Source organism: Rudaeicoccus suwonensis, assembly GCF_007829035.1.
Classification (GTDB): domain Bacteria; phylum Actinomycetota; class Actinomycetes; order Actinomycetales; family Dermatophilaceae; genus Rudaeicoccus; species Rudaeicoccus suwonensis.
The window spans coordinates 147,769-174,121 of record NZ_VIVQ01000001.1 but is presented as its reverse complement, the minus strand read 5'-3'; the positions used below and the strand labels follow the sequence as shown (position 1 = coordinate 174,121).

The window sequence follows — 26,353 nt, the reverse complement described above, 5'->3', positions numbered from 1 at the left end:
CGCGGAGGCGGAGGGATTTGAACCCTCGATGGGGTTTTATCCCCAAACCCGCTTAGCAGGCGGGCGCCATAGACCGGACTAGGCGACGCCTCCAGATCCACCAGATCGGTCGGGCGCGGGAGACAGATTTTGAAATCTGCCGACCCGACGTTGCACCATGGTGAAGCGACGCAAGGCTACCCAACCGGCAGGGCCGACACCAAAACGGGTGCCGTCTCGGTCGGCGTGCCGGTGCGAGAGCGCCCTGGCGCACTCGATGTCGCGGCGGCGGACGGCGGCTGTGTCAGTGAATCGCGACGGCGACTTCGCCCCGCGGGGTCCGAGGATCGGTGCCCAGGTGCACACCATCCATAAAATTCCATGAGAACATTCCATTCAGGTCACGGGTCGATAACGAGGACCCGGCCGCCCCGGACAACATCATCTCGCGCAGTCCCACCGATCAACCTCACCACGAAGGCAGGCGTATGACGGGCCGATTCGACCCCGACGGACCCCCGGCACGGCACCCATTGCCGTCCGGTCGCCCGCAGAACGGTCGCCGGCCCGTCCCGTCGCCGGGGGCGCGGTCCGCTTCGCCGGTCACCGCGGGAACACCGCTGGGCGCGCAAGCCCGGCCGGCCGAGCGTCCCCGTGGCACAACAGCGCCCTCGCGGCGTGCTCTACGAGTCGGCCGGATGAGTCAGGCGCAACAGGTGCGCAGGGCGTTGGCCCTGACCGCTGTGAGTGTCATCTGGCCCGGCCTCGGCCTGCTGTGGACAAAACGCCGCAACCTCGGGTTCATCTTTGTGGGCGTCGCCGCCCTCGCGGCAATCATCCTCGGCATCATCGTGCTCAGCGGTGGAGTCGTGGAGGGTGCCGCCCGACTGCTGACCCACAAGGGGCTGGTGTTGCTGCTCGTGCTGAGCGTCGGCGGTGGTCTGTGGTGGCTGGCCGGCATCGTCCTCACCGCATCGACGACGGGAAATTTCCGCTGGCCGGAACAGACGCGGTGGCTGCATCGTGTTTTTGCCGCCGCGATGTGCCTGATCGTCGCCGCGCCGGCGGCTGAGGCCACCCGCTACGTCTGGGTCACCAAGGACACCTTCAACACGATCTTCACCCAGCGGTATGACGGACGTGGTGCTGCGGCGGCCACACCCGGCGGCGGCTCGAACCCATGGGCCAAGGTCCCCAGGGTCAACATCATGCTGGTCGGATCGGATGCCGGAGCCGATCGCACCGGGATCCGCACCGACTCCCTCATCGTGGCCAGCATCAACACCAAGACCGGTGACACCACGCTCATCAGCATCCCGCGCAACCTCGGCCACGTGCCGTTCCCGGCGTCGAACCCACTGTCGAAGGTCTACCCGAACGGATTCACCTGCGCCGACGGCCAGTGCATCATGGACGCGGTCTGGCAGCAGGCGGCCACGACGCACCGCAACCTGTTCCCGACCGACGAGCAGAACCCCGGCCTCGACACCACCCGTGACGTGGTCTCGGCGATCACCGGACTCAAGATCGACTACAGCACCGTCATCGACCTCGACGGCTTCCAGCAGCTGGTCGACGCGATGGGCGGGGTCTACGTCAACGTCCAGCCGGACCCCAACTCCAGCTACAACGGCATCCCGATCGGCGGCAGGATCGTCAACGGGCAGATCGTGCCCGGCAGCGTCACCGGCCTGATCAAGCCCGGTTATCAGAAGCTCAACGGTTACCAGGCGCTGTGGTACTCCCGCAGCCGCGTCGGTGCGGCCAACGGCGACGACCGGCGCATGCTGCGGCAACGGTGCATGATCAACTCGCTGATCGCCCAGGCGAATCCGGTGCAGATGGTCACCAAGTTCACCGATCTGATGAGCGTGGCCAAGAAGAACATCACGCTCGACATACCCCAGGACGACCTGCCGGCATTCGCCAGCCTCGCCGAGACGATGAAGAACGGCAACCTGCGCAGCGTCGACATCTCCAACCCGGTGAGCAACAACAACCCGGACTATGCGGCGATCCGCGCAACGGTCGCCAAGGCGTTGGCGCAGCCGCACGACGCGAAGGGCCCGACCCCCGGTAAGACCGGTTCGTCAGCCGCCGCCGCGGCACCGTCGTCGGCTCCGTCGGGCTCCGGCTCGTCCGCCCCGTCGGAGAACTCGATCACCAACACCTCCGACTCCTGCTGACCGGCGGGTCACTCGAACCGCGTCACACGCGAAGGGGCGCTGCTGACGACGGCAGCGCTCCTTCGACCTGTGGCCTCCGGTGTCGTCGACACACAGCCGCACGTCGTGGATCAACTCGAGCACTCAGGGCGGGTCAGGTCAGGCCCTCCAGCGTCGCGGTGAGCTTGGCGACGGTTTCCTTTGCGAGTTTGCGAAAGATGAGCGCCATGAGCGGGTCGCTCAGTTTGGCGGCACCGTTGAATTCGACCTTCGCGTGATAGGTGACGCGCGATGTGCCGGAGCCGGACGGCTCGACGGTGATGTCGTCATACGACGTGGCGGTCTTGTTGGTGCCGACGAACAGCAGGCGTGTCGGTGACTCCTCGCGCAGTTCGTACGTCAGTTCCGTCGTGACGAACAGCAGCTTCGAAGTGTTGTGCCACCGCGAGCCGATCTCGACCGGAGCAGTCGCATCGCCGATGCGATCGCAGCTGACGGTGCCGGGATCCCACTGGGTGGCATTCCCGAAGTCGCGCAGGTAGTTCAGCGCCCGCTCGTGATCGACTCGGACAGGGAAGCTGCGCGTCACGTTGACCATGGACACGAGCCAAGCACGACGTATGCCGCAGCCGCGTCACCTGGGCGGGCGAATTCCCCGCACCTACACCTGCCGTGAACACACACAACCCCGGCACAGGTGCCGGGGTTGTGTGCTGATCGGGCTTCAGCGCCCGATCATCAAAGTCTGAACCGCGAAATCAGACCGGCTGAACGTTGGTGGCCTGCGGCCCCTTGTCGCCCTGGGTGATCTCGAACTCGACTCGCTGCGCTTCTTCAAGGCTGCGGTAGCCCTGCGTCTGGATCGCGGAGAAGTGGACAAAAACGTCCGGGCCGCCGCCGTCCTGAGCAATGAAGCCGAAGCCCTTTTCAGCGTTGAACCACTTGACGGTTCCCTGTGCCATGGGGGGTAACTCTCAATCTGTTTGTTTCCTGGCTACGCCGCGCCGCACTTTACGAACGCTGCGTGGGTGCTGCGGCATGCCCCCCAGGAGGGTGAAACGTCTGCTCACAAACACAAACGCCCGCACGGGGCGGGCATCGGCATGTCCAAACGAGGAACTGCAACTGCAACCACGACGACGGTAGCACGGGCGCAGTGAACGATTGGTGACTAGCAGTCGACGGATGTGGAGAATCTGTGACTGTCCGCGAGGGTCCTGCCGAAGCGGCACCCTTCGGCGTACGGCTCGTCACCGACGGGCACCTCGGAAACCCGAACAGGCGAGCGCATGCCGTCGGATGGCGGAGGGCGTGGGATTCGAACCCACGATGCGCGTGAACGCATAGCGGTTTTCAAGACCGCCGCACTAGGCCACTATGCGAGCCCTCCTGGCCCGGCAGAAGCCCGGGCGAGCACACATCCTACGGCGCTGCGGAAAGTGCCCAGCACAACCGCATCCCTGCACGACAGGTCCCTCGTCGAGCGCGCGGGTATGGTCGGCGGCAACGTCATACACGGAAGGAACACACGATGAGCAAGTTGGGCCTCATCGTCGGCGTCGCCGCCGGCTACGTGATCGGCGCCCGCGCCGGCCGCGATCGCTACGAGCAGATCAAGCAGTTGGCGGGGCAGGCGTGGAACAACCCGGCAGTGGTCGCGCAGCGCGCCAGGACCACCGAACAGATCAAACAGAAGGGCCCCGAAGTCGCTGCAGCGGCCGGCCAGGCCGCCGTCCGCGGGGCGGGTCAAGCAGCGAAAAGCGCTGTGGTTGCTGGTTTTCAGGCTGCTGTAGGCACCAAGCCCGGCCCCGTCGTGCAGGGCACCATCGCCGACGGCGCGTCCTACGACACGACGTCGGCCAGCGCGCGGCGCCAGCACGACGACGTCCTCGATCAGCCGGCCTCGCCGCGACACTGAACGCGCCGAGTGCGGGGTGTCTTGGACCTTCGCCACGTTGGCGTCTACCGTAATGACGGGAGACACCCCAGCAATGACGCGGAAATCGTCGGACCTGGAGTCACCTGACAATCTGTCGGCCAACCGACGGAGTTGCCACTTCGACGGGGCTGCGGCATCGCGCCGCGGCATACGAGATAACGAACAGGACCATTCATGAACCGCACTGACCTCGCGAGCACGATTGCGCAGCGCACCGGCGTCAGCGTCAAGGACGCCACCGCTGTCATCACCGGACTCAACGACGTCATCCTGGAGGCCATCGGCCGTGGCGAGAAGGTCCAGCTCCCGGGCCTGCTCACCATCGAGCGTGTCGAGCGCGCGGCCCGCACCGGCCGCAACCCGCAGACCGGCGCCGAGATCCAGATCCCTGCCTCCAACGCCGCCAAGGTGACCGCCGGCAGCAAGCTGAAGGCTGCCGCGAAGGGCGAATGACCCACCCGTAGCGCAACGCGAAGGCCCGCCGTCCCGTTTCGGGGTGGCGGGCCTTCGCGCGTGCAAGGTGTGAGCGACAGAGCTGTACGACGCTGCTCGCCGCATCGGCGACTTATGTCCGGCACCCACGCACAACTCGCCGCATCGGTGACTTGTGTCCGGCACCCTCGCGCAACTCGCCGAATCGGCGACTTATGAGTGACGTACGCGCCCCATATGACTGGTGGTGCTCTTGTGGCGTCATTTTCGACCGAATCGGCGACTTATCCATGCCGCCACGTGCGTCATCTGCGACGTATGCAGGTCACCCGACACGTATGGCGTGGCGCTGGTAATCGCGTGTCGTGGGGAGCAGTCAGATCCACAGCTCCGGATCGGCATACAAGTCGGGCTGGCTCGCCGCCGGGGCGGGGAAACGGAGGCGCGCAGGCACACCCGTGGCGATCGCTTGCGGCGGGACATCCTTGACGACGACGGCGTTCGCGCCGACCTGCGCGTGTGGCCCGATGCGCACCGGGCCGAGCACCCGCGCGCCCGCGCCGATCGTGACGTTGTCGCCGACAGTCGGGTGCCGCTTGACCTGTTGCATCGACCGGCCACCGAGCGTCACCCCGTGGTAGAGCATCACGTCGTCGCCGATCTCGGCTGTTTCGCCGATGACGACCCCCATTCCGTGGTCGATGAAGAAGCGCCGCCCGATCGTCGCACCCGGGTGGATCTCCACCCCGGTGGCGAATCGCGCCGTCTGCGACATCAACCGCGCCGGCAGCCGCCACCGACCGCCGCGCTGCCACATCCGATGTGCCACGCGATGCGACCACAGCGCCTGCAGTCCCGGCGATGCGAGCGCCATCTCAAGACGAGAGGTGGTCGCAGGGTCGCGCTCGAGAGCAGCGTCGATGTCTTCTCGCAGCATCGCGACCGCGCGTCGGACGCTGTTAGCGGTGGGCTTGTCGTACGCCCTGGCGGACAGGAATGCGGGTGTCATCACAAGGCTCAGTCGATCAGACCCTCGAACAGGATCGTCGACAGGTACCGCTCACCGAACGACGGGATGACCACCACGATGGTCTTTCCGGCGGATTCGGGACGCGCTGCGACCTGGGCTGCGGCGGCCAGCGCAGCGCCGGAGGAGATGCCGACGAGCAGGCCCTCCTGGGTCGCCGCCTTCCGGGCCCACTCCACTGCGGTCGGGGCATCGACGTCGATGACCTCGTCATACACCTCGCGGTCGAGGATGTCAGGCACGAAGTTCGCGCCGAGCCCCTGGATCTTGTGCGGACCGGGCTGCCCACCGTTGAGGATCGGCGACTCGGCCGGTTCGACGGCGATGACCTTGACGCCGGGCTTGCGCTCCTTGAGCACCTGGCCGACGCCGGTGATGGTGCCCCCGGTGCCGATGCCCGCGATGAAGATGTCGACCTGACCCTCGGTGTCGCGCCAGATCTCCTCCGCGGTGGTCGCGCGGTGGATGGCCGGGTTTGCCGCGTTGGCGAACTGCCGGGCGAGCACGCCCCCGCGCTCGGCCGCGATCTCGTTGGCCTTGTTGACGGCGCCCTTCATGCCTTCGGCGCCCGGGGTGAGGATGAGCTCTGCGCCATACGCCTTGAGCAGTGCCTTGCGCTCGGCGGACATCGTCTCGGGCATCGCCAGTACGACGTTGTAGCCCTTGGCCGCGCCGACCATGGCCAGCGCGATGCCGGTGTTGCCGCTGGTCGCCTCGACGATGGTGCCGCCGGGCTTCAACTCGCCGGACTCCTCGGCGGCCTTGATGATCGCGGCACCGATGCGGTCCTTCACGGAGGCGGCGGGATTGTTGAACTCCAGCTTGGCCGCGACGGTCGTGCCGCTGCCCTCGGTGTCGATGATCCGGTTGATGCGGACCAGCGGAGTGTTGCCGATGGCCTGGGTGACGTCGTCAAGGATGGGCACAGTGGGTGACACCTCTTCATGTATGGCGGATCTCGTATGACGAATTGCGTATGACGCAGCCCGTGCGCGAATCGCAACGGCGAAAGCGTTATGCGTATTCCAACAGTCGGTTATTGCATCGCGCAACCCGCGTGGTTGCCGGAATGCGCATCAGTGAGCCGTTCGGTGGGAGGCTGTGCCGGGCGGGCACCGGCTGTCGTCATACGTGCGCAGGCCCGAGGAAGTTACCGATGAGTAATGAATAGATAGACTGGAGATCATGTCAGCTCTGCAGATCGTGGCCGCGGTCGTCACCATCGCCATCTCCGTTGTGGGCATCGCTCTGTTGGTGCGCGCCGTCAGCCGCATGGTTGCGACCTTTCGGCTGGGCCGGTCCGCCTCGCGTTCCGATCATCGGGGCGCTCGCACCCGGACGCTGCTGCGCGAGTTCCTCGGACACACGCGGATGTCCCGCCTGCCGGTCGTCGCCGTGGCCCACTGGGTCACGATGATCAGCTTCGGACTGCTGTTCTTCACGCTGGTCACGGCATACGGTCAGATCTTCGACCCGCACTGGGTGATCCCGTGGCTGGACACCTTCCCGCCGTTCGAGTGGCTCACCGAGTTGTTCGCGTGGCTGGGGCTGTTCGGCATCTGCTGGCTGATCTGGAACCGCCGACGCAATCACCCGGCACGTGCGGCAGGCACGGACGGCCGGAAGTCGCGCTTCTTCGGGTCGAGCTTCTGGCAGGCGTACTACGTCGAACTGACGATCCTGGGCGTGGTGTTGTGTGTGCTGACGCTGCGCGGGCTCGAATACGCCCTGGGCCGGCACGGCCACCACGCCGACGCCAGCGCGCTGCACTTCCCTCTGACGTTCTTCATCGGCGACGCCTTCCACAGCATGAGCGAGGCTCATGTGAAGGCGCTCATCGTGGTCATCGCGGCACTGAAGATCTGCATCTCCATGGCATGGATGATCACGATCGCGCTCAACACGACCATGGGTGTCGCGTGGCACCGGTTCCTGGCGTTCGCCAACATCTGGACCAAACGCAATGCGGACGGCCGCACTGCGCTCGGCGCGCTGCAGCCGATGGTGGTCGACGGGCAGCCGGTGACGATGGAGTCGCTGGAGGAACTCGACGAGGACGTGTCGTTCGGCGTCGGAGCCGCCGAAGACTTCACCTGGAAGGGCTTGCTGGACTTCACGACGTGCACCGAGTGCGGTCGCTGTCAGAGCCAGTGCCCGGCATGGAACACCGAGAAGCCGTTGTCGCCGAAGCTGCTGATGATGACGCTGCGCGACCATGCACACGCCAAGGCGCCCTACCTGCTGGCGGCGAATGCCGCGGGAGCGGGCGACGCGGGCACCGGTCCCGCGACAGCGGAGAACCCCATCACGCAGATCCCGTTGATCGGTGCGACCGGCTATGACGAGCAGGCACCGCTCACGGCATACAACCCGCTGGGGAACGCCGAGGCGGTGGTCGACGCGGACGTGCTGTGGTCGTGCACCACGTGCGGCGCGTGCGTCGAGCAGTGCCCGGTCGACATCGAGCACGTCGATCACATCGTCGACATGCGCCGTTACCAGACGCTCATCGAGTCGGCCTTTCCGTCGGAGCTTGGCGGGCTGTTCAAGAATCTCGAAGGCAAGGCGAATCCGTGGGGTATGTCGGCCCGTGCTCGCCTGGACTGGGCCAAGGGCCTGCCGTTCGAGGTGAAGGTCTTCGGGCAGGACATCGAGTCGCTGTCCGAAGTGGATTACCTGCTCTGGGTGGGGTGCGCCGGGGCCTATGAAGACCGCGCGAAGAAGACCACGCGTGCTGTCGCGGAACTGCTTGACACTGCTGGGGTTTCGTTCGCGGTGCTCGGCGACGGCGAGGCGTGCACGGGTGACTCGGCGCGGCGCGCGGGCAACGAGATGCTGTTCCAGGCGCTGGCGTCGCAGAATGTCGAGACGCTCAATGAGGCCGGTGCCAGGAAGATCGTCGTGACCTGCGCGCACTGCTTCAACACGTTGAAGAACGAGTATCCGCAACTCGGCGGGAACTACGAGGTGGTGCACCACACGCAGCTGCTGAACCGGCTCGTGCGTGACAAGCGACTGGTGCCGGTGGCTCGTCCGGGCGAGGCGGACACCTCGGGGGCGGCGTCGACAGGTGCGTCCGTGACATATCACGACCCGTGCTACCTGGGCCGACACAACGATGTGTATGCGCCGCCGCGCGAACTGATCGGTGCCCTGCCGGGTGTGGAGTACCGCGAAATGGAGCGCTCGGGTATGACGTCCTTCTGCTGCGGCGCCGGTGGTGCTCGGATGTGGATGGAGGAGAAACTCGGGTCGCGGATCAACCTCAACCGCACCCGTGAGGCAGTCGCGACCGGCGCTGACCGGATCGCGATCGGCTGTCCGTTCTGCCGGGTCATGCTCACCGACGGGTTGACTGCGGAGCAGTCCGACGGCAACGCGCGCGAGGACGTTGAGGTGGTGGACGTGGCGAACATGCTGCTCGCTGCTGTCCGCCGCGGCGCCGAGTGAGAATCGAGCGGTAGCGAGGATCGGAGCGAGGCACAGCCGCGGCGGCAACAAGCACGCCGCGGCGCCGAGTGAGAATCGCGCGGATCCACAGGCTGTGACGGTGGCGGGCGGTGTCCACAATTGGCGTCGAGACCGGGGCGCGCGACAGATGGGGCGACATAGCGTCCTGGCATGTCAGACGATGCGGAGCAGATCAGAGCTCAGGCACGGCGGGTAGCCGAGCTTGCCGATCGCGCTCGGACGGCGGCGGCGAGCGTCACCGCGGCCGGAGGTGTGCAGTGGCGGAGCGTGGGCGCAGATCGATACAGAGAGCGCTTGACCGATCGCGCCCGGGACTTCCGCGCTCGCGCCGACGATCTCGACCGGCTCAGCCGGCTGCTGTTCGCACATGCCACTCATGTCGAAGACCATGAGCGCGTGCTCGCGTCGCTCGCCTCGGCCACTGGAAACGTCGTCGCCGGGGCGGTGAAGCACTCGGCTGACTCGGCCCATGCCGCCGGAACGGTGGGCGCCGGCGTGGCGATCGCCGCTGTGTCCGACGCTGTCGACGATCTGAACACGATCCGCCGTCACATACCGTTGGTGGGCCGATGACGATTCGGCCGGCGAGCGCAGCGGATTCGGCGCGGTCCGGGGTCGTGCGTGCACCCGACGATGGTCGGCGCGTCATACAGCGCATGCGTGAGGGTGATCATCTGCTGGTGCAGATGGGCACAGCGACTCGGATCGGCGCGGCTGTGGTGGCAGCCGACGGCGACAACCTCGTCATCGCCTCCCCGGACGATGAAGGCCTCGGCGTCGAGGTGTGCGGTCGGGAGTCGGCGGCGGACGCGTTTGCCGCATCAGTAGGCGCACTCACCACGTCGGCCGGCGTCGCCGAGCCGGTCGAACCGCCACATCGATTAACGGATGATCGGTCGCCGGAGAGACCGACTGACGATGAGTGGTTGGACACGGCTGATTCCCTCGCACTCGCAGACCTCGTGCGCCGTGGCAGCAGCACCGAACTGCAGGCTGGCCTGGATGCGACCGGCTTGACTCACGTGCCGAACTGGCTCGTCGAATGTGCGTGGGGCGCACGCGCGCATCTGTCGATCATGGCCGTCGTCGATAGCTCGCTGAGATCAGCGGTGTGCTTCCAGCTGCTCGAATCCGGCTGGGGTCGCTTGCAGTTCGACAATGATCAAGTCCGCTTCGTCCGGCTCTCTGCCGGGGCGGTCGCTGAACGAGCCTCCGACCTCGTCGGGCTCCTGCCGGAGCCACTGTCATGACCACCGGATCAGGGCAGACGCCAGCCCGGTGCGTCGTGAGCGGGGGTGCGCGTTCGACCGCCGCAGACGTCTCGGACATGCGCAGCACCGCGCACCGGCTCGACACCTCCGGCGACGACGCCACCTCGTTGTGCGGTGACGTCGCGCGTGCAGCGAGTCATCTGCCACTGAAGAGCGCCGTCCTTTCACCAGGGTCTGCAGCCGCGATCGCCGACGAGGTGGCCGGGCTGACCATCGGCCCGAACAGCCTGGGCAGCCTGGCCGTCCAGATGGAGTTCGTCGCACGCACGGTGCGATGGAGCGCACAGGCCTACGAACTCACCGATGAGGCGGAGCAACGCGCACTCGCCGCGATCCAGGTGGCGACCGCTGCCCCGCGCGTGGCGACCGCGCTCACGTCAGCGTTGAGCACGTCACACGGGAATCCGAAGACCCTTCTCGCCGACCTCGAACGCCTCGCGTATGTCGATCCGCAACTGGTGCCCGCAGCGGTCACGGTGGTGCGCGGTCTCGTGCTCGCGGGCTCACCCGCTCTGGCAGCGGTCGGCATCGACCCGCCGACAGGCAGCAGCTACGAACAGCAGGTCGCCTGGATCAACGGCCTCGCCAACGCTGCCGGCAAGCTCGACGACCGCACCCCATTGACGGTGAGCCGCATCGCACGCCGATCGGACACATCAGCGTCCGATGTCGCAGGGCTGCTGCGGCAGGCCCGAACCGTGGAGGCTGCGTCGGGTGACGACCACTCGACTGTGCAGGTCCGCAGGAGCGTCGGAGCCGATGGCAGAGGAGCATGGTCGGTCATCGTCCCGGGAACCTCGAACTGGTCACCCGACGAGCCGCACAGCCCGGCAGATCTCACCGCCAATGTGCGGGCCGCCGCCGGGCTGCCCTCCAGCAACTACGCCGCCATCGAATCCGCCGTGCGAGATGCCATGGCTGCCAGGGGAATTGCGCCGGGCAGCGAACCGGTGATGCTGGTGGGCCACAGCCAGGGCGGGCTCATCGCGATGCGACTCGCGGCCGACGACAGCTTCCGCGAGACGTTCGACGTGCGGCAGGTCGTCACTGCTGGATCGCCCGTGTCGCGCATCGAGGCTCCCGACACCGTGCAGGTGCTGTCGGTCGAACTCGCCGGCGACCCGGTGCCCAAACTCGACGGCACCGCAGATCCGTCGACGATCAATCGCATCGTCGTGGCCTGCACTCCACCGGACGCCGACCGGATCGAGCTGTTCGAAGCGCACGACGCACGGCGTTATCTGGACACCGTCGCCGTCAACGGCCAGTCGTTGGACGCCGACCCAGGGTTGGCACGCTGGCGAGATTCCGCTGCACCGTGGCTCACCGGTGGTGGCGATGACGTCTTCGAGTACCACCTGCGACGGCCATGACCCGGGCGGTTCAGAGGAGCGCACGAGAGCAGTGACCCACTTGCAGCCTCTGGTGGCGCACAGCAACCGGCTGCAAGCACGACCGCGTCCGTCAGACGGCGACCTCCTCGTCATCTGTGGCGGCACCTTCGAACTGCGACATGTACAACCGGTGATACGCCCCGCGGGCCTTGAGCAGATCCTCGTGATTGCCCTGCTCGACGATGCGGCCGTCCTCCATGACCAGGATCGTGTCGGCATCGCGGATCGTCGAAAGCCGGTGCGCGATCACAAAACTCGTCCGGTCGGATCGTAAGGCAGCCATCGCGTGCTGCAGCAGCACCTCGGTGCGTGTATCCACTGACGACGTCGCTTCGTCGAGAATCAGCAACGCCGGATCCGCCAGGAAGGCTCGCGCGATCGTCATCAGCTGACGCTCGCCGGTCGAGATGTTGGAGGCCTCCTCGTCGATGACCGTTTCGTAGCCGTCCGGCAGCGAGTGCACGAACCGGTCGACGAAGGTCGCCCGCGCAGCCGCGAGGACTTCCTCCCGACTTGCGCCGATGCGGCCGTAGGCGATGTTGTCCCAGATCGTGCCGTGGAACAGCCAGGTGTCCTGCAACACCATGCCGATCCGCGAGCGCAGCTGCGACCGGGGAACACTGCTGATGTCGGTGCCGTCGAGCAGGATCCGGCCCGAGTTCAATTCGTAGAAGCGCATGATCAGGTTGACCAGCGTGGTCTTGCCTGCGCCGGTCGGCCCGACGATCGCCACCGTCTGACCGGGCTCGGCAACCAGCGAGAGATCCTCGATGAGCGGTGCTCCGTCGGTGTAGCCGAAGCTGACGTGGTCGAATTCGACCCGGCCGCGCGTGTGGGGCAGTGCGGTGGTCTCCTCCGGAGTCTGCTCCGGCGCGTCCAGCACCTCGAAGACCCGCTCCGCGCTGGCGACGCCGGACTGCATGAGGTTGACCATCGACGCCAACTGTGTCAACGGCTGGGTGAACTGTCGCGAGTACTGAATGAACGCAGTCACATCGCCGAGAGTCATCGCACCGCTGGCCACCTGCAGCCCACCCAGGACGCAGACCGCGACATACTGCAGGTTTCCGACGAACATCATCACCGGCATGACAAGACCGCTGACGAACTGCGCCCGCCAGCTGACGTCCGCCAGCGTGGAGTTGGTCTCGTCGAAGCTGGCGTCGACCTCCTGCTGACGGCCGAAGACCTTGACGAGCTCGTGCGCGGTGAAGGTCTCCTCGATCTGCCCGTTGAGCTTGCCGGTGTGCCCCCACTGCGCGACGAACAGCGTCTGCGACCGCTTCATCACCTGCTTGGTCACAACCATCACGACGGGTATGGCGATCATCGCCACGAGCGTCAACCACCACGAGATCGTCAGCATCATGACGACCACTCCGATGACCGACAGCCCGTTGAACAGCAACTGGCTGATCGTCTGCTGCATCGACTGGCCGATGTTGTCGATGTCGTTGGTGACACGGGACAGCAACTCGCCGCGCGGCTGACCGTCGAGGTAGCTCAACGGCACTCGGTTGATCTTGGCTTCGACGTCTTTGCGCAAGGTGTTCATCGTGTTCTGCACGATGCGGTTGAGCATGCGTGCTTGCACGAACTGGCAGGTGCCGGCGACGACATACAGCGCCAGAACCACCAGCAGAATCCGGCCGACGGCACCGAAGTCAATGCCGATGCCGGGCACCAGGTCCATCTTGTTGACCATGTCGGCGAGCGTGCCCTCGCCACGAGCGCGCAGCCCGGCGACGACGGCGGCCTTTGTGACACCTGCTGGCAGGTGCATGCTGACCGCGCCGGAGTAGATCTTGTCGACTGCCTGCCCCAGCACACGGGGAGCCACGACGTTGAACACGACAGCTGTGATGGTGAGCAGCAGGACCGTGATCAGTTTCAGCCGGTGCGGAGCAAGCAGCCGCACGAGGCGCTTTGCGGAACCCTTGAAGTCTTTGGACTTCTCGGCCATTCCCATGCCCATACCCGGCCCACCCTGACGGCGCATCGGTTTGGCGCCCTGGGGCAGGTTGGCGGTAACGGCGCCGGACTTGGGCGCACGATCGCTGGTCCGTCGAGCCATGGTCACGCCACCTCCTCGGCGCCGCCGAGCTGCGAATCGACGATCTCTTGGTATGCCGCGCACGTCAGCACCAGGTCGTCATGAGTGCCCAGCCCGACGACCGCGCCGTCGTCGAGCACGATGATCTGATCGGCAGTCCGGATCGTCGAAACACGTTGCGCCACAATGAAAACCGTTGCTTCACGAACGTATGGCGCAAGCGCCGTCCGCAACCGTTGGTCGGTCGCGAGGTCTAGTGCGGAGAACGAGTCGTCGAACAGGTAGATCCGTGGCTGCGCCACCAGCGCGCGTGCGATGCACAACCGCTGCCGCTGGCCACCTGAGACGTTGGTGCCGCCCTGGTTGATGGGCGCGTCGAGCCCACCCTCCATGCGCTGCACGAAATCCTTTCCCTGGGCGATCTCCAGCGCCTGCCACAACTGCTCGTCGGTGGCGTCGGGATTGCCGTAGCGCAGGTTGGAGGCCACCGTGCCCGAGAAGAGATACGCCTTCTGCGGCACGATGCCGATGTGGCCCCACAGCAACTGCGGGTCGAGATCACGCACGTCGACGCCGTCGACGCGGACCGCACCGTCGGTCGCGTCGAAGAGCCGGGCGATCAGCGACAGCAAGGTCGTCTTGCCGGCGCCGGTGGACCCGATGATCGCCGTGGTTGTGCCCGGCTCGGCATGCACCGAAATATGTTGCAGCACAGCAACATCCGCACCTGGATACTGCATCGAGGCGTCGTCGAGGTCGACGACGCCGCGGATCTGCCCCGGCGTGACCGGCTGCTGCGGCGGCTGCACCGAAGGCGTCGTGCGCAGCACCTGCTGGATCCGCTCGGCGGCGACCGACGCGCGCGGAATCATCATGAACATGAAGGTCGCCATCATCACGGCCATCAGGATCTGGATGAGATACGTCATGTATGCCGCGAGCGCCCCGATCTGCACGCCACCGTGGTCGACCTGGTGAGCCCCGAACCACCAGACGCCGACCGTCGAGAGGTTCATGACCGTGAAGACAAGCGGGAACATGATCATCATGAGGCTGCCGACGCGCGTCGAGATGTCGGTGAGCTCGTCGGTGGCCCTGTCGAAGCGCTGACGCTCGTAATCCTCACGGGTGAACGCGCGGATCACCCGCACACCCGACAGGTGTTCGCGCATCACGCGATTGACGACATCGATGCGGCTCTGCACCAAGCGGAACCCGGGCACCATCTTGCGAACGACCAGCGCGATGGACACGGCGAGCACCACCACTGCGAGCAGCATCAGCCACGACAGCCCGGCATCCTGCCGGGTGGCCATGATGACCCCGCCGACCATCATGATCGGCGCGGACACCATCAGCGTGCACGACATCAGCACCAGCAGTTGCACCTGCTGAACATCGTTGGTGCTGCGAGTGATCAGCGACGGAGCACCGAACTGGTTGACCTCACGAGCCGAGAACCGGCCCACTGCTCGGAAGATCGACGCACGGGTGTCGCGGCCGAAGGACATCGCAATACGCGCACCGGTGTACGCCGCCCCGATCGAGCCGCACACCTGGACCACGGTCATCGCGAGCATGATGCCGCCGGTGTGCCAGATGTAGCCGGTGTTGCCCTTGGTGACGCCGTTGTCGATGATGTCGGCATTGAGCGTCGGCAGATAGAGGTTGGCCGATACGTTGATCAACTGCAGCACGCCGAGCGCCGCAAGAAATCCGGTGTACGGTCGCAGCTTCTCCCGGATCAGTGCGAAAAGCATTCTTCCTCCCCCATCACGTTGACCATCAGTTGATTTCGCGTTTCAACGCGCCATACAAAACAGTGTCGACGATCTCCGCGGGCGACAACGGCTCGTTGTCGGTGATGTGCGGATGACTGCCGGCGAAGGCCAGCAGGCGCAGCCGGCGAACGAGTTCGACAGGACTGATCGTCAAGTGTTCGGCATCCGGGGCAATGAGCGCCGCGACGCGCTCATTGGTCTCCCGCGTTGCCGGTGAACGATGCGCCCGGTGCCCGTCCAGCGGGCCGGTGACGCCGAGGGCGGCCATCGTCGTGCAAAAGCCCGCCATCCGTCGCTGCGCCAACGTCACGTATGCCGTCAGCCGTGCCTCCAGCGGCAGCGTGGTGTCGATCGCGGCAATCCCCGCAAGGAACGGCCGGGGATCGAGGACTCGCGCGATGACGGCGTCGAAGAGTTCTTCCTTGTTGCGGAAGACACGGAAGATCGTGCCCTCGGCGACCCCTGCCGCTTCGGCGATCTGCCGGGTGCTGGGTTTGGCGTCAAAGCGCTGGATCGCCTCGACGGTGGCCTCGATGAGGGCCTCCCGGCGTTGATCCGGTGGCAGTGAGGGCGCCCTGCCGGACATGCGGGTCGCGCCGACGGTTCGAGTCATGGCGCGACGATAGCAGGTGAGTGAGTACTCACTCACCTGCTATCGAGGCGTTTCGGCAGCCGTCGAAGCGGCAGCCGTCAGCTCAGGCCGTTGTCGGTGATGAACTGCGTGGCGACGGTGTTGATGTCCATGTGGTCGACCTGGACTTCCTTGTCCATCTCGGCGAGGTTGTCGGTGGTCAGCTTCGCCTGCACGGCATTGAGCACCGCTATGACCTGCGGCGTCGCAACAGACTTGTTGATCAGCGGGATCACACTGTCGGATCCGAAGGCGTGCTTCGGGTCCTGCAACACGACGAATCCGTCGGCCTTGATCGAGGGGTCGGTGGTGAAGATGTTCGCCGCCTGCGCCTGGCCGTTCTTGAGCGCGTTGGGGATCGCATTGCCGGTCAGCGGCAGGAACTTGCCGGGGACGAAATCGTACTTCGTCTTGAGCCCGGGCAGGCCCTGCTCGTTGGTCTGGAACTCCGGTGGTGCGGCGAAGGTGATCTGGCTCTCGTGCTTGACCAGGTCGGCGATGGTCTTCAGCCCCCACTTGTCGGCCGTCGCCTTGGTGACCGTCACGGAGTTGGCATCCTCGGCGCTGGAGACGTTGAGCACTTCCTGACCGCTGGGCAGCTGCTGTTTCAGCGCCGCGACGATCGCGTCGGGCGCGGTCTGGGTCGCCTTCGGGTTGTAATACGTCAACAGCGAGTAGGCGTACTCGGGAACCAGGTTGACCGAACCCTGGTCGAGCGCCTTCAGATAGACCGCCCGTGCACCGATCGGATCGCCGGTCGACGCCTTGAGACCCTTGGCGTTGAGAGCTGCGGCATACACCGCGGCCAGGATCTGCGACTCGGTGAAGTTGGCGGCGCCGACCCGGATGGTGCCCGCGGCCGCGGTGCCGGAGGGAATCCCGGCACCGCTTGCGCTGGACTTGCTCAGCGGGTTGCTGCCGCCACCGCACGCGCTGAGCGTGAGCGTCGCGGCTGTTGCGACGGCGACCAGAGTAAACGTGCGCTTCATCGTGAATCCTTTGTTGGTGGTGTACATCTCATCCGGACGACGCCGGAAGTCGTGAATCTGTCCGTCGTGGCTGCGACAACCAGCAATGCGCATCTCACGGCGTCGCCGACCTGACCGGCTCGCTGATCTGCTCCTTCATCGCCTCGTCGTCGCCGGGCCGCTCAGTATGCCGCGACCGACTGACACGACCGGTCAGTCCGGGCGAGACCACCATCCGTTGCACGGCAGCGAGCAGCAGATCTGCCAGGAGTGCGAGGAGCGCGACGCAGATCGCGCCGGCGGCCATCTCGGGATAGTTGCTCTGCGCGAGCCCGTCGATCAGATACCGCCCCAGGCCGCCGATGCCGACGGTGGCCGCGATCGTGGTGGTGGCCACGACCTGCAGGGTGGCACTGCGCAACCCGGAGAACATCAACGGCAGCGCGCACGGCAACTCGACGCGTCCGAAGACCTGAGCACCGGTCATGCCCATGCCGCGCGCCGCGTCACGGGCGGCAGGATCGACTTCACTGACACCGCTGTAGGCACCGGCGAGCAATGGCGGGATCGCCAGAACCACCAGGACGATGATGCTGGAGATGCTGAACACCGAGGTGCTCTGAATCTTGCTCTGCAGCCACAACGTCACGATCAGCAACAGGCCCAGGCTCGGCACCGCGCGCAATGAGTTGATCACGGTGATGATCCAGCCGCCGCGGCCGCGGTGGGCGATCCAGGCACCGATGGGCACGGCGATGATCGCGCCGATGACCAGCACCACGGCGCAGTAACCGATGTGCTGCAGCACCCGCGCGGGGATCCCGTCGGTGCCGTGCCAGTGGGCTCCGTCGAAGAGCCAGGAAAAGACCTGCTGGATCATGCCGCCACCGCCCGTCGCCAGGGGGTCAGCAACCAGGTGAGCGCGATGATCACGGCGTCGAAGATCAGCGCCAGGAGCACGCAGCCGAGCACGCCCGTCCACATCTCGGCCCAGTAGGTGTTGCTGTAGCCGTCAGTGATGTAGTACCCCAACTGCGGTATGCCGAGCAGCGCCGCGACGCTGACGATCGACACATTGCTGACGGCCGCGACGCGCAGACCGGACGCGATCACCGGCACGGCCAGCGGCAGGTCGACCGCGAAGAACCGGCGCACCGGCGGGTAACCCATCGCGACGGCCGCCTGCTCGGTCTCGCTCGGCACCACCGCCAGAGCGTCGGCGACTGTGCGCACCAGCAGAGCGACCGTGTAGATCGTCATGGCGATGATGACGTTGATCGGATCGAGGATCCCGGTGCCGAGGATCAGCGGCATGATGACGAACAACGCGAGCGAGGGGATCGTGTAGAGCAGGCCGGATCCGCCGATCAGCACCGAGCGCAGCCACGGCACGCGATTGGCCAGCCAGCCGAGCGGCATCGCGATGAGCAGGCCCAGCACCAGTGGAGCTCCCGCGAGCCAGGCGTGCTGACCCGCGCGCGACAGGATCCCGCCGAGGTTGGCCTGGATGAAGGAAAACATCAGGTCACCGGGTGGGGGCGATGTCGGCCGGATCGACATCGGGCCGGTCGGCCGCCTCGATCGCCTGCAAGACCTCGTGCGCTCGGACGGTGCCGCGCAGCACACCGTCGTCGTCGACGAGAACGCCGCGACGGCTGGGCGAGGACAGCGCGGCGTCGAGGGCGGCACGCAACGGCCCGTGCTCACGCGCAACGGTGCCACCGCGATGCAACATGGCGGGTTCGATCGCAGCCTCGATGCGGGCGGGTTCGACCCAGCCCTGTGGCTTCTGGCCGGCGTCGACGACCAGAAGCCATCTGTCGGTCGTCGCCTGCCGCGCCTGCTCGGGCGTCGCGCCCAGCACCACTGTCGGCTCACTGACGACGGGCAGCGGTGGTGCAGAGGTGAAGGTCAGGGCGCGATAGCCACGATCGCGTCCGATGAAGTCGGCCACGAAGTCGTCGATCGGATGCGCCAGCAGGTATGCCGGGTCGGCGATCTGCGCGAGTCTGCCCCCGACCCGCATCACCGCGACCTGGTCGCCGAGCTTCATCGCCTCATCGATGTCGTGGGTGACGAAAACGATCGTCTTGCCGAGCTCGGTTTGCAGGCGTAGGAATTCATCCTGCAGTTGCTCGCGCACCACCGGGTCGACCGCGCTGAACGGCTCGTCCATCAGCATCACCGGTGGGTCGGCGGCGAGGGCGCGCGCGACACCGACTCGCTGCTGCTGGCCACCGGACAGCTGCGCGGGATATCGATCGGCGAAATCGCCTGGCAAACCAACGAGTTCGAGCACCTCGCGAGCCCTGCCGCGAGCTTGCGCCTTCGACTGACCGAGCAGCAGCGGCACGGTTGCGACGTTGTCGACCACTTTGCGGTGCGGAAACAACCCTGCGTGCTGTATGACGTAGCCGATCCCCCGCCGCAGCTTCGCGGCATTGGCGGCAGTGACGTCCTGGTCGTCGATGAAGATCCTGCCGGCGGTGGGCTCGATCATCCGGTTGATCATCCGCAACGACGTTGTCTTGCCGCATCCGGAGGGACCGACCAGCACTGTTATCTGCCCCGTCGGGGCCTCGAGGGAAAGGTCGTCGACGGCTACGGTCCCGTCGGCATACCTCTTGACCACCTGCTCGAAGCGGATCATGGCCAACAAACCTAACGCAGCCCACTGACAACACCCATCGCGCGCAAGGGTGAGTTATCTCCTCGTAAGAAACGCCTTCACCGCGTCGGCTGCTTCGGCCCGACCCCATATCGACAAATGGTCGGCACCCTCGACGAGTTCGACCTGCGCCCACGGCAACAGTTCGGCGGTTTCTTGCGCCTGCGACAGGGGCACATCGACATCGCGCGTGCCGTGCACGATGAGCGTTCGCAGGCCGGAAAGGGCTGCAACATCGAGGTGGTCGGACTCGATCTGGCGCATGTCGCGGCGATAGCCCTCGCGACGTAGGTCCCAGCGGGTCACCCGCTCGAGACCGTCGCGCAGATCCTGGTTTCGTTCACCGCGCAGCACGTGAGTCAGAACGAAGGGCCCGACATTCGTCTGCACGGTGCGATCGGCGATCTGCGTCGCAATCCGTTGCAGCACAGGCATTCTGGCGTAGATCTGAGCCTCGGTCTCGGGCCGGCTGATCGCCGCCAGCAGGATGAGCCCATCACATCGATCACGATGGCGTGCGGCGAATTCCAACGCGGCAGGGCCGCCACCGGAGATGCCGAGCACGACGACACGCTCGACGCCATAGGCGGTGAGGAAGTCGGCCAGCACGTCGGCCTCGGTCGCCGCATCGACACACTCACCGAGCGGCGTGCGCAGGTACCCCGGCCGCGAGGGCGCGAGAACCCGTGCCACCGAGTCGAGGCCGTTGCGGCGAGCGAAGAGCTCGGCCTGGTCGTAGCCGCCAGGCGACCCGTGCAGGATCAGCACCGGTGGCGCAACCACCGGGCCAAGAGCGACGTATTCGACTGGCCCGCTTGCGGTTTCGATCATCTGGCTGCCGGCGAGGATGCGCGAGCGTTCCTGACCCTGCCAGTAACCGTAGTAGGCGACCAGGGACGCGGTGGCGACCGCGGTCGCCGACACGGCCGCTGCCGTCACCTGGTGGGTCAGGTCTCGTCGCACGTCATCTCGCAAGCAGATTCAGTCGCAGGAATGCGGTTGTATGCCGGTGCCACCGCCCCGGTCGCCACAGCATCGCGTGCGAACCGTTGAACGCCCTGTAGGTGGCATCGCCGCCTGCTGTGCGGATCCGGTCGACCAGCTTCTCGGACTCGCGTGCGTCGGTCATGGTGTCCTGGCGACCGTGCATCAGCAAGGTGTGCAGCGGCAGGAACGGCGCGACGTCATACTGCTGCGGGATCCAGGGCGCCAGACCGACGATGGTGCTGACGCCGTCTATTCCCGCTAGTTCCAGGGCAACTCGCCCACCCATCGAGTGGCCGACCAGACCCATCGGCAGTCCGGGGTACCGCTCCTGCAGCCGCCGCACCGCCCAGCGCGCGTCATGCACCGGCGAGCGTTCGGCGCCGTTGTAGCCGCGCACGGCATCGCGCAGGATCGCCGCTCCGATGCGCCCGCCGCTGCGCACTTCGATGTGCTGGGCGAAGGGCAGCATCCGCAACAGGGCCGGCTCGAACTTCGTGACGCCGGTGGTGCTGTCGGGCGCGCCACCGTGCAGCACGAGAGCGATCGCTCGCGGTCGCGGGACTCTCGGCAGAATCAGGATCGGCTGCGAATCGTCGTGCTCCGGCCCCTTCTCCCAGCGCCGACCCATCAGACGTCGGTGCGGTGAAAATTGCTGAACGAACGACTCGCTGTCGGACCGCGCTGACCTTGATAGTGGGAGCCGTACTTCGCGCTGCCATAAGGGTTTTCGGCCGGGCTGCTGAGCTGGAAGAAGCACAGCTGACCGATCTTCATACCCGGCCACAGCTTGATCGGCAGGGTGGCGACGTTGGACAACTCCAGGGTGACATGGCCGCTGAAGCCGGGATCGACGAAACCGGCCGTCGCGTGAGTGAGCAAGCCGAGCCGTCCGAGACTCGACTTGCCCTCGACGCGCGCTGCGATGTCGTCGGGCAGAGTCACCTGCTCATAGGTCGAGCCGAGGACGAACTCCCCCGGGTGCAGCACGAACGGCTCGTCCGGCTCGATCTGCACCAGGCGCGTGAGTTCGTCCTGCTCCTCGGCGGGGTCGATGAACGGGTACTTGTGGTTGTCGAACAGCCGGAAGTACCGGTCGAGCCGGATGTCGATGCTCGAGGGCTGGACCATCGCCTCGTCATACGGCTCGAGTCGCACCCGGCCGGCATCGACCTGGGCCTTGATATCGCGGTCGGAGAGCAGCACGGGGCAAACGCTACCTGCCGAGTCGTGCGGGTGGTCGGTCGCTGGCGCGGAGGTGGTCGGTTAGACTCGCTGCCGCACACGGATCCGCTGCTCTTGGGCACCGGATTCCGGACGCGCGAGTGTAGTTCAATGGTAGAACATCAGCTTCCCAAGCTGAATACGCGAGTTCGATTCTCGTCACTCGCTCCGCGCACTGAGACGGCCCCCGACATCGTGGGCCGTTTCGCTGTTTCCGGCGGACTCGGCGACCGCGATGTGGCGAATTCGCCGGGATGTCGGCCCGTGAAATCACAGCAGTGCAACTACATGATGTAGGGGCTTGGCAATCCGAGCACCACTAGATAGTGTGTGTAACGTAGCTGGTTCGGCACTACATCCGCAGATGGATGTAGAGCCGAGGCAAGAGGGAACCCGGTGGAATTCCGGGACTGCCCCGCAGCGGTGAGTGAGGACGAAAGCCGTCATCAGCACTGGGCGCACAGCCTGGGAAGCGACGGCCGGTAGGTGGTTTCGAGGCGTATGCCGGAGCCGGATTCACGAGTCCGAAGACCTGCCAGCGCCCCACCCGCAACCGCGGGAGGGTGACCGCGGCTCGCGTGGGACGAGCCGGCGGACGAGTGGGCCTGACGCTGCCGGATCGCGCCGCCCCGCCCGCCTGTCGCTTCGTCTCCCGCAAACCCGCGACCAGCGAGGGACGGAGACCACCAGACGTGAGCATTCATGTCACCAAACGCGACGGCACCCGCGAGCCGTATGACGCCGACCGCATCAACCGCGCCATCGAACGTGCGGCCACCGGACTGCCGAACGCCATGTCGATGACCATGCAGATCGCCTCGGAGTTGGCGATCACGCTGTTCGACGGCATCACCACGGAGCAGTTGGACGAGGCTGCCATCAATGTCGCGGTGCAGAACGTCAAGGACGACCCGGATTTCGACGTGATCGCCTCGCGGCTGCTGCTGAAGACGATCTACAAGCGCGTGCTCGGCGACTTCGAGACGCAGAGTGAGCTGGCCCTGTTGCACCAGGCCCGCTTTCCCGGTTACGTCCGGGTCGCGGTCGAGGACGGCTTGTTCGATCCGCGGCTGGCATCGGCCTTCAACCTCGAAGCGCTGGCTGCCGCACTTGACCACCATCTCGATGACGGGCTGCGCTACATCGGCATCGTCACGCTCAAAAACCGATACATGGCAACGGATTCCGCGCGGCGTCCGCTGGAGGTTCCGGCATACTTCTGGATGCGGGTCGCGATGGGCCTGTCGGTGGAGGAGAAGGACCCGACCCAGGCCGCGATCGCGTTCTACCGCAAGATGGCGTCGCTGGATTACCTCGCCGCAGGGTCGACGCTGGTCAACGCAGGCACCTGCACACCGCAGCTCTCGAACTGCTTCGTGATGCAGATGGACGACGACATCGAGCACATCGCCAAGTCGATGCGTGACGTCATGTGGCTGACCAAAGGCACCGGTGGCATTGGTCTTTCAGTGACCAAGCTGCGCTCCGAGGGCAGCCCGATCCGCAGCAACAACACATCCTCGACCGGCCCGATCCCGTTCATGCACACCGTCGACTCGATCCTGCGTGCGGTCTCGCGAGGCGGCAAGAAGTTCGGCGCGCTGTGCTTCTACATGGAGAACTGGCATCTGGACTTCCCGCAGTTCCTCGACCTGCGGCAGAACGCCGGCGACCCCTACCGCCGCACCCGGACGGCCAACACCTCCGTCTGGCTGAGCGACGAGTTCATGAAACGCGTTGTGGCCGATGACGATTGGTACCTCTTCGACCCACTGGAGACGCCCGACCTGGTCGAACTCGTCGGTGACGAGTTCTCGGCCCGCTACGCGGAGTACGTCGCGATGGCCAAGGCCGGCCGGTTGCGCTCGCACCGCCGCCTGCGGGCTCGCGAGCAGTGGAAGGCCATCCTGGTGTCTTTGCAGACCACCTCACACCCGTGGCTGACGTGGAAGGACACCATCAATCAGCGGGCGCTCAACGACAACACCGGCACGATCCACCTGTCGAACCTGTGCACCGAGATCACGCTGCCTCAGGACCTCGACAACGTCTCGGTCTGCAACCTGGCCTCCATCAACCTGTCACGTCACCTGGTCGACGGCGAGTGGGATTGGGACCGCCTCGCCGAGTCGGCCCGTCTGGCGGTGCGTCAGCTGGACAACCTCATCGACGTCACTCGTTCGTCCGTGCCGGAGTCCGAGCACTCCAACAGCGAGAACCGCGCTATCGGCCTGGGGATCATGGGTTTCACCGAAGTCGTCGAGCGGCTCGGTATGGCGTACTCCTCGCAGGGCGCTGCCGATCTCATCGATGAGCTGGTCGAGTTCATCAGCTGGCACGCCATCGACACCTCCTGCGATCTGGCACGCGAACGTGGCGCCTACCCCAACTTCGCGGGATCCGGCTGGTCACGAGGGCTGGTGCCGATCGACACGCTCGACGTACTGCAGGAACGTCGCGGCACGCCCGTCGACGTCGACCGCACCACGCGGATGGACTGGAACGCGCTGCGCGCCAAGGTGGCCGGCGGCATACGGAACGCCACCTTGATGGCGATCGCCCCGACCGCCTCGATCGGTCTCGTCGCCGGCACCACTCCTGGGCTGGATCCGCAGTTCTCGCAACTGTTTTCGCGGGCGACGTCGTCCGGCAAATTCCTGGAGGTCAACCGCAACCTGGTCGCCGCGCTGCAGGACGCCGGTCTGTGGGAGCAGGTGCGTGAGGATCTGCTGCGGGCGCAGGGCGATCTGTCGGCGCTGCCGCAGGTGCCGGAGCAGCTGCAGGCGGTCTTCCAGACGTCTTTCCAGTTGCCGCCGACGGCATTCCTGACCATCGCGTCCCGCGCGCAGAAGTGGATAGACCAGGCCATCAGCCGCAACATCTACCTGGAGTCGCGCGACATCGGCGCCATGGGCGATCTGTATGTCGACGCGTGGCGCAAGGGTGTCAAGACGACCTATTACCTGCACATGAAGCCCCGGCACACTGCCGAGCAGTCGACGGTGCAGGTCAACAAGGCCGCGGCGAGCGGCCGGACGAGTGGCGGCTTCGGCTTCGCACGACGTGCGGCTGCTGCGGCGCCGACACTCGAGACTGCACCTGTTCTCGAGACCGCACTCGACTCCGCGGCTGCAGTCGACGCTGCGCCCATCGAGGCTGCGCCGGTCCAGGCATCGGCACCGACGAACGCGCCGATCGTCATACAAGAGGGTTTCGTCTGCCCGACGGACCCGCAGGAACTTCTGAATTGCGAGGCTTGCCAATGACATCCACCGCCGCACCGACCACCGCGATCCTCGGCACGGGAATCCAGGAAGGTCTGCTGCTGAAACCGATCCGCTACCAGTGGGCCTACGACCTCTACAACCAGGCCGTCGCAAACACGTGGTTTCCCAACGAGATTCAGCTGGGCGAAGACCTTGCCGACTTCGAGCGGATGACCGACGAGGAGCGTCACGCGGTGACCTTCCTGATGAGTTACTTCAACCCCAACGAACTGCTGGTCAACAAGGCGCTGGCGTTCGGCGTCTACCCCTACCTCAACGCGCCCGAGGCGCACCTCTACCTCGCCAAGCAGATGTGGGAGGAGGCCAACCACTGTATGGCGTTCGAGTACGTCCTCGAAACCTTCCCGATCAACCGCGACGAGGCGTATGCCGCACACGCGGACATCCCCTCGATGGTGGCCAAGGAGGAATTCGAGGTCCGCTACATCGAGCGGATGGCATCGCAGACGCTCGACATCACCACCACCGAGGGCAAGCGTGACTTCGTGCGCAACCTGGTGGCGTACAACGTTGTGCTGGAAGGGATTTGGTTCTACAGCGGGTTCATGGTGGCGCTCAGCTTCCGGCAGCGGAATCTGCTGCGCAACTTCGGGTCGCTCATGGACTGGATCGTGCGCGACGAGTCGCTGCACCTGAAGTTCGGCATCAACCTGATCCTGACCGTGCTGGAGGAGAATCCCGATCTGCAGACGGAGGAGTTCGCCGACGAGATCCGCCAGATGGTCCTGGATGCCGTCGAGATGGAGGAGCGCTACAACCATGACCTGCTCCCGCGCGGCATCCTCGGGCTCAACGCCGACTACATCAACACCTACGTGCGATATCTGGCCGACCGGCGATTGGAGGAGCTGGGCTTCGCCGCGCACTGGGGTGTCAGCAATCCGGCCAAGTGGATGGCGACGGCCAACGACACGCTGCAGTTGGTGAACTTCTTCGAATCCACGAACACCAGCTACGAGGTCAACGCACAGGCCGGATCCTGAGCAATCCCTGCTGCGACATTCGACGCCAGGGTGCCCATGCCTGCCCTGGCGTCGAATATCCAAAAGCGGTCGGCCTTGTCAGGTCCACCCCAACAG

Annotated in this window: 23 protein-coding genes, 3 tRNA genes and 1 riboswitch; of the genes, 10 read left to right on the top strand and 16 right to left on the bottom strand. The window is 65.8% G+C overall.

What is annotated here, in order from left to right; genetic code table 11:
* Positions 1-2: 2 nt before the first annotated feature.
* A tRNA-Ser gene (locus BKA23_RS00805) sits at positions 3-93 on the bottom strand.
* A 584-nt stretch (positions 94-677) separates the two neighbouring features.
* On the opposite strand from BKA23_RS00805, the gene BKA23_RS00800 reads away from it, so the two are divergent.
* Positions 678-2,165, top strand: coding sequence for an LCP family protein (locus BKA23_RS00800; protein WP_170226312.1), 1,488 nt, complete (start codon positions 678-680; stop codon positions 2,163-2,165).
* Positions 2,166-2,298: 133 nt separating this feature from the next.
* On the opposite strand, the gene BKA23_RS00795 is transcribed toward BKA23_RS00800, so the two are convergent.
* The 3 genes from BKA23_RS00795 to BKA23_RS00785 form a co-directional block, all read right to left on the bottom strand.
* A complete protein-coding gene (locus tag BKA23_RS00795) occupies positions 2,299-2,742 on the bottom strand; it encodes an SRPBCC family protein (RefSeq protein WP_145224638.1) in 444 nt (147 codons plus the stop codon).
* Positions 2,743-2,902: 160 nt separating this feature from the next.
* The gene (locus tag BKA23_RS00790) at positions 2,903-3,106 is read right to left on the bottom strand and encodes a cold-shock protein (RefSeq protein ID WP_145224636.1); all 204 of its coding nucleotides are present in this window, start codon (positions 3,104-3,106) and stop codon (positions 2,903-2,905) included.
* A 338-nt stretch (positions 3,107-3,444) separates the two neighbouring features.
* Positions 3,445-3,534, bottom strand: a tRNA-Ser gene (locus tag BKA23_RS00785).
* 141 nt (positions 3,535-3,675) lie between these two features.
* Here BKA23_RS00785 and BKA23_RS00780 point away from each other — a divergent pair.
* Together BKA23_RS00780 and BKA23_RS00775 are read left to right on the top strand one after the other, a co-directional pair.
* Positions 3,676-4,062: a YtxH domain-containing protein gene (locus BKA23_RS00780; protein ID WP_145224634.1), complete on the top strand. Its 387-nt coding sequence runs from the start codon at positions 3,676-3,678 to the stop codon at positions 4,060-4,062.
* Positions 4,063-4,257: 195 nt separating this feature from the next.
* Entirely contained in the window at positions 4,258-4,536 is a 279-nt protein-coding gene (locus BKA23_RS00775) for an HU family DNA-binding protein (protein ID WP_145224628.1), read from the top strand.
* A 355-nt stretch (positions 4,537-4,891) separates the two neighbouring features.
* Here BKA23_RS00775 and epsC read toward each other — a convergent pair whose 3' ends face one another.
* Entirely contained in the window at positions 4,892-5,524 is a 633-nt protein-coding gene (gene epsC, locus BKA23_RS00770; RefSeq protein WP_145224626.1) for a serine O-acetyltransferase EpsC, read from the bottom strand.
* Between the two features lie 8 nt (positions 5,525-5,532).
* A complete protein-coding gene (gene cysK / locus BKA23_RS00765) occupies positions 5,533-6,468 on the bottom strand; it encodes a cysteine synthase A (protein WP_145224624.1) in 936 nt (311 codons plus the stop codon).
* A gap of 259 nt (positions 6,469-6,727) precedes the next feature.
* Here cysK and BKA23_RS00760 point away from each other — a divergent pair, with 259 nt between their 5' ends.
* The 4 genes from BKA23_RS00760 (at position 6,728) to BKA23_RS00745 (ending at position 11,657) form a co-directional block, all read left to right on the top strand.
* Positions 6,728-8,992 (top strand): (Fe-S)-binding protein, encoded by a 2,265-nt coding sequence (locus BKA23_RS00760; protein ID WP_145224623.1) that lies wholly within the window; start codon positions 6,728-6,730, stop codon positions 8,990-8,992.
* 171 nt (positions 8,993-9,163) lie between these two features.
* Positions 9,164-9,586, top strand: coding sequence for a hypothetical protein (locus BKA23_RS00755; RefSeq protein WP_145224620.1), 423 nt, complete (start codon positions 9,164-9,166; stop codon positions 9,584-9,586).
* Positions 9,583-10,263, top strand: coding sequence for a hypothetical protein (locus BKA23_RS00750; protein ID WP_145224618.1), 681 nt, complete (start codon positions 9,583-9,585; stop codon positions 10,261-10,263). The genes BKA23_RS00755 and BKA23_RS00750 overlap by 4 nt, the downstream gene beginning before the upstream one ends.
* Positions 10,260-11,657 carry a lipase family protein gene (locus BKA23_RS00745; protein ID WP_145224616.1) on the top strand — a complete coding sequence of 466 codons (1,398 nt, stop codon included), beginning with the start codon at positions 10,260-10,262 and terminating at the stop codon, positions 11,655-11,657. The genes BKA23_RS00750 and BKA23_RS00745 overlap by 4 nt, the downstream gene beginning before the upstream one ends.
* A 91-nt stretch (positions 11,658-11,748) precedes the next feature.
* Here BKA23_RS00745 and BKA23_RS00740 read toward each other — a convergent pair whose 3' ends face one another.
* The 10 genes from BKA23_RS00740 to dcd all read right to left on the bottom strand — a co-directional run bounded on the left by BKA23_RS00740 (position 11,749) and on the right by dcd (position 21,969).
* Positions 11,749-13,752 (bottom strand): ABC transporter ATP-binding protein, encoded by a 2,004-nt coding sequence (locus tag BKA23_RS00740; protein WP_145224614.1) that lies wholly within the window; start codon positions 13,750-13,752, stop codon positions 11,749-11,751.
* A 2-nt stretch (positions 13,753-13,754) separates the two neighbouring features.
* On the bottom strand, positions 13,755-15,491 hold the full coding sequence (locus BKA23_RS00735) for an ABC transporter ATP-binding protein (protein WP_145224612.1): 1,737 nt from the start codon (positions 15,489-15,491) through the stop codon (positions 13,755-13,757).
* 25 nt (positions 15,492-15,516) lie between these two features.
* A complete protein-coding gene (locus BKA23_RS00730; protein WP_145224610.1) occupies positions 15,517-16,125 on the bottom strand; it encodes a TetR/AcrR family transcriptional regulator in 609 nt (202 codons plus the stop codon).
* A gap of 77 nt (positions 16,126-16,202) precedes the next feature.
* A complete protein-coding gene (locus BKA23_RS00725; RefSeq protein WP_145224608.1) occupies positions 16,203-17,132 on the bottom strand; it encodes an ABC transporter substrate-binding protein in 930 nt (309 codons plus the stop codon).
* Between the two features lie 94 nt (positions 17,133-17,226).
* A complete protein-coding gene (locus BKA23_RS00720) occupies positions 17,227-17,991 on the bottom strand; it encodes an ABC transporter permease (protein ID WP_145224606.1) in 765 nt (254 codons plus the stop codon).
* A complete protein-coding gene (locus BKA23_RS00715; protein ID WP_145224604.1) occupies positions 17,988-18,632 on the bottom strand; it encodes an ABC transporter permease in 645 nt (214 codons plus the stop codon). The genes BKA23_RS00720 and BKA23_RS00715 overlap by 4 nt, the downstream gene beginning before the upstream one ends.
* Before the next feature lie 4 nt (positions 18,633-18,636).
* Positions 18,637-19,761, bottom strand: a complete 1,125-nt coding sequence (locus BKA23_RS00710; RefSeq protein ID WP_145224602.1) for an ABC transporter ATP-binding protein — start codon at positions 19,759-19,761, stop codon at positions 18,637-18,639.
* 54 nt (positions 19,762-19,815) lie between these two features.
* Entirely contained in the window at positions 19,816-20,742 is a 927-nt protein-coding gene (locus tag BKA23_RS00705) for an alpha/beta fold hydrolase (RefSeq protein ID WP_145224600.1), read from the bottom strand.
* A 1-nt stretch (position 20,743) separates the two neighbouring features.
* A complete protein-coding gene (locus BKA23_RS00700; protein ID WP_145224598.1) occupies positions 20,744-21,394 on the bottom strand; it encodes an alpha/beta hydrolase family protein in 651 nt (216 codons plus the stop codon).
* A complete protein-coding gene (gene dcd / locus BKA23_RS00695) occupies positions 21,394-21,969 on the bottom strand; it encodes a dCTP deaminase (protein WP_145224596.1) in 576 nt (191 codons plus the stop codon). The genes BKA23_RS00700 and dcd overlap by 1 nt, the downstream gene beginning before the upstream one ends.
* Before the next feature lie 115 nt (positions 21,970-22,084).
* On the opposite strand from dcd, the gene BKA23_RS00690 reads away from it, so the two are divergent.
* The 3 genes from BKA23_RS00690 to BKA23_RS00680 all read left to right on the top strand — a co-directional run bounded on the left by BKA23_RS00690 (position 22,085) and on the right by BKA23_RS00680 (position 26,257).
* Positions 22,085-22,155: transfer RNA gene (locus BKA23_RS00690), tRNA-Gly, on the top strand.
* Positions 22,156-22,312: 157 nt separating this feature from the next.
* Positions 22,313-22,541, top strand: a riboswitch (cobalamin riboswitch).
* Positions 22,542-22,679: 138 nt separating this feature from the next.
* Entirely contained in the window at positions 22,680-25,253 is a 2,574-nt protein-coding gene (locus tag BKA23_RS00685; protein ID WP_145224594.1) for a ribonucleoside-diphosphate reductase subunit alpha, read from the top strand.
* Complete coding sequence (locus BKA23_RS00680; protein WP_145224592.1) at positions 25,250-26,257, top strand: ribonucleotide-diphosphate reductase subunit beta; 1,008 nt, start codon at positions 25,250-25,252, stop codon at positions 26,255-26,257. Before BKA23_RS00685 ends, BKA23_RS00680 begins: the two co-directional genes overlap by 4 nt.
* Positions 26,258-26,353 lie beyond the last annotated feature (96 nt).